The organism is Candidatus Cloacimonadota bacterium (assembly GCA_034661015.1).
Lineage (GTDB): Bacteria > Cloacimonadota > Cloacimonadia > JGIOTU-2 > JGIOTU-2 > JAYEKN01.
Genome location: JAYEKN010000044.1, coordinates 1 through 4,206, shown reverse-complemented (window position 1 = coordinate 4,206; position 4,206 = coordinate 1). Strand labels below are relative to the sequence as shown.

Here is a 4,206-nt window from a genome sequence, read left to right as displayed (position 1 = left end):
TGATAAATTTGACATAAAAACAGCTTGCTCAAAACATAAATCTATATTCATCCTCTTAAATCTCTGTTGTGAAAATGCGAATTTATTTATGGACATTAATTTAACTGTTATTCGACTAAGGCGTTTAGAAAGATTACAGAATTGAAAATTAAGGAAACTGATAATGACTAAATCAGATTTTAATAAAAGAAGTAAAATATTGACCAAAAAAATGGCAAGGGATTTTAAAAAATCTATAAAACATTCGATATTTGATGAAATTTTCACACTTTATATCTTCAGACCGATTGCGTTCATTTTTTTGAAAATGTTCTACAAAATACCAATTACACCAAACCAAATTTCGCTTTTGAGTATTCTCGTGGGGATTGTTGCCGGAGTATTTTTTTCATTCGGAACTTATTTTTGGTTTGTGATTGGCGGTGTATGTTTCGGGATTGCTACGGTTCTAGATTGTTTGGACGGTATGATAGCACGCCTGAAAAATATGGGCACATATATCGGCAGAATAATTGACGGTATTAGTGATTACATTGCTTCTGTAGCAATTCATATCGGTTTTGCGCTCGGTATTGTCAACAATCCACAGCTAAATTTCCCGATAAATCCCTGGATATTAATGGCTTTGGCTGCCGTGTTCAACATAATGCATTCAATCATGGTGGATTATTACAAATCAGAATTCATGTATTATGCTCTTGGCAAGGGTTTTAGCAGGGAAGAGGAAAAGCAACGATTTCGGGAAGAATTGAAGAAGATGAAAAATCAAAAATTGAAGCTGTTAGATAAAATCATTGTTTATACTTACCTTGGTTATACACATCTTCAAACATCAAGTTCAGTAATCACAAAAAACAAATACGACAGAGAAACCTATTATAAAAAAAACAGAGTTCTGATCCAATTCTGGTTTCTAATAGGACCAAACATGCACATAGTTTTGATGATGATCGCAGCCTTCCTGTACCGACCAATGATCTATTTCTATTATGTAATCGGATTTGGTAATTTGCTGATGGTCGTTCTCTGGATCATTCAGGTAAGATTAAATAAAAAATTATTATTAAATAAGGAATAATGCCAAAATGGGTTTACAAGGTAAATCCTTAAACTTTATATTTATCATTCAATTTCATCATTAAAAGCAATTCCGCGAAAGAGGAGTAATGCAAAAATCAGCACAAAGCATTTTAAAAAACACATTTGGGTATGATACATTTCGTGAAAATCAGAGAGAGATCATTGATAATGTTTTAAGGAAAAGGGATTCTCTCGTAGTGATGCCAACCGGAAGCGGGAAATCCATCTGCTATCAAATACCCGCAATTATTTTTGACGGCTTAACAATCGTTATTTCTCCCTTAATTTCTTTGATGAAGGATCAGGTGGAACAATTACGAGAAAACGGGGTAAATGCGGTTTGTTTGAATAGTTCACTTCCCTCTTACGAATATAGTAAAAATGTTCAAAGCATTAGGAAGGGAGAAGCAAAATTGCTATATGTGGCACCGGAAACTCTGCTTTTGGAAAGAACTTTAAAACTTCTGGAATCCGTAAAAATTGATTGCTTCACGATTGACGAGGCACATTGTATTTCCGAGTGGGGACACGATTTTCGCCCCGAATACAGACAATTGGCACATCTAAAAAATCGTTTCTCAGATGCTGCTCTAATCGCCTTAACAGCCACCGCAACCCCTATCGTCCAAAATGATATTATTAAAAGTTTAGAATTAGAAAATGCAAATAAATACATTAGCAGTTTTGACAGGAAAAACCTGTTTCTGGAAATCGTGCCCAAAACCAGCCCCATAAATCGGACTTTAGATTTCATCAAAAAATTTCCGAACGAATCAGGCTTGATCTATTGCTTTTCCAGAAAGCAGGTTGATGAACTTTCGGCAATTCTCACGGGAGAAGGATTCTCGGTAAAACCTTATCATGCCGGCTTAAGCGACTTGGAAAGAAGTACAAATCAGGAGCTGTTTATTCGGGATGATATTCAAATTATCGTGGCAACTATTGCTTTTGGAATGGGAATCAATAAACCGAACATCCGTTATGTCATCCACTTTGATCTGCCCAAAAACATTGAAAGCTACTATCAACAAATCGGACGTGCCGGGCGAGATGGTTTGGATTCGCACTGTATTTTATTTTTCGGATATGGGGATATCAGAAAGATCAAATATTTTTTCAAAGAAAAAACAGTAGAAGAACTTAAAATCGCTCAAAAGCATCTTGATGGAATTATTGATTTTTGTGAAACAGAAGAATGCCGCCGAAAACCTTTGCTGAATTATTTTGGAGAGTCATATAAATTTGAAAATTGCGGCATGTGCGATAATTGCACTAATGAGACAAAAAGTTTGATAGACCTGACAATTCCTGTGCAAAAATTCCTTTCGTGCATAAAAAGAACCGATGAAATTTATGGAGCAAACCATATTGCTCTGGTGCTACGCGGTTCACAAGATAAAAAAATACTCGAAAAACATCACGACAAACTCAGCACTTATGGAATCGGGAAAGACATTTCAAAATCACAATGGCTTTATTTGGCAAGACAATTGATTAGAAAAGAATATCTCATTCGCGATCAAGAATACGGAAGCCTGAAATTAACTCCCAAGGCGTGGGAAGTTTTGCATAATAAGGCGAAATATCTCGGCAAATTGCAAGCAGAGCAAGTTAGCAGGAAAGAAGAGCTGGGGAAATATGACCTTAAATTATACGAAATTTTATCCCAAAAACGAAAAAGCCTGGCTGATACTGCCGGATTTCCCCCTTATGTAATTTTTTCTAACAAAACCCTGATTGATATGGCGATTTATTATCCCCAAACCCAAAACTCTTTCCTCAAAATGTATGGAGTCGGGCAGCGCAAAGCAGAAAAATATGGCGATACTTTTATGGTAATCATTCGGAATTATTGCCAAAAATACGATATATCCGAAAATCCGAAGGTGCAATCACTAACCGGAGACGGAAAGTATGATAAACGAAAATTTCAAATAGTCGGAGAGAAATATAATCAGGGAAGCACGACTTTGGAACTGGCAAAATATTTTTCTGTAAAACAGACTACGATTATCAATAATTTGAACGAATTTTTTCTATCAGGGCACTCGCTTCGCAAAGGTATCGAAAAAGAATCCACTTTGGATGAAAAGCAAACTGAAGAAGTTTATCGGGCTTTCAAAACTGAAGGTGTGGAAAGACTGTCCCCTGTATTCCACTTTTTTAATGAGAAAATTCCTTATCATGAACTCAAAATTCTCCGATTAGCTTTCTTTAGCAAAAAGACAGAGCAGGAGAAAAATGAAAAATAATTGAATCTGATAAAAGTTTCGGGTAATTAACTTGACTATTTATTACATATTTATTTTTGTAAGAATTATGAAAAAAGAACAAATTTTAAAACATACAAAAAAATTACTTGCAGAAAAGTTTCCCGATAGGATTGATAGGGTTGTTCTTTTTGGCTCTCGAGCTGACGAAACACATAAGGATTACTCTGATTACGATTTTTTGGTAATTCTTAAAACAGATTATGATTGGGTATTTGAGAATAAAATTGTGGATGCATGTTATGAAATTGATTTAGAATATGGTATTGTTACGGATATAAAAATCATTTCACAAAAGGAACTAAATACAATACGTGGAAAAGAGCCATATATCATAGATGCGTTAAATAGAGGAATTTTCGCATGAGCTTGGAAGAAAAGGAGCGTCAAGAATTAATCAAATATCGAATTGAAAGAGCAAAAACTTCTGTCGATGATGTGAAATTTTTAATTGAAAACGATAAACTGATTTTAGCCGTAAATCGAATTTATTATGGTGTTTTCTATATTCTTAATGCATTAGCGTTAAAATATAAATTCAGCACATCCAAACATACGCAGCTATTGGGTTGGTTTAACAAGAATTTTGTTAAAGCAGGAATTATTGAAAAAGCAGATGGTAAATTTGTTCATCTTGCATTTGATAAACGCTCGAAAGGTGATTATAGCGATTTTGTAGAATTTGATAAAAATGAAGTTAATGAAATGTATATTAAAATGGAAAAATTCATCACCAAAATAACAAATTTGATAAACAGAAGTATAGAATAAATTTTTCATTGGAACAACCTAAACGTCAAGCAGAAATAATTCTAAAAGGAATCGTGCAGGGAGTCGGTTTCCGCCCTTTTGTGAA

General features: G+C 34.4%; 4 protein-coding genes. All 4 read left to right on the top strand.

Features of this window, described 5'->3' with window-relative positions:
* Positions 1-163 precede the first annotated feature (163 nt).
* The 4 genes from U9P79_01550 (at position 164) to U9P79_01535 (ending at position 4,121) form a co-directional block, all read left to right on the top strand.
* Entirely contained in the window at positions 164-1,078 is a 915-nt protein-coding gene (locus U9P79_01550) for a CDP-alcohol phosphatidyltransferase family protein (protein ID MEA2103312.1), read from the top strand.
* Between the two features lie 88 nt (positions 1,079-1,166).
* Complete coding sequence (gene recQ / locus U9P79_01545) at positions 1,167-3,332, top strand: DNA helicase RecQ (protein ID MEA2103311.1); 2,166 nt, start codon at positions 1,167-1,169, stop codon at positions 3,330-3,332.
* Between the two features lie 67 nt (positions 3,333-3,399).
* Positions 3,400-3,717, top strand: a complete 318-nt coding sequence (locus U9P79_01540; GenBank protein ID MEA2103310.1) for a nucleotidyltransferase domain-containing protein — start codon at positions 3,400-3,402, stop codon at positions 3,715-3,717.
* Positions 3,714-4,121: a HEPN domain-containing protein gene (locus U9P79_01535; protein MEA2103309.1), complete on the top strand. Its 408-nt coding sequence runs from the start codon at positions 3,714-3,716 to the stop codon at positions 4,119-4,121. Before U9P79_01540 ends, U9P79_01535 begins: the two co-directional genes overlap by 4 nt.
* Positions 4,122-4,206 lie beyond the last annotated feature (85 nt).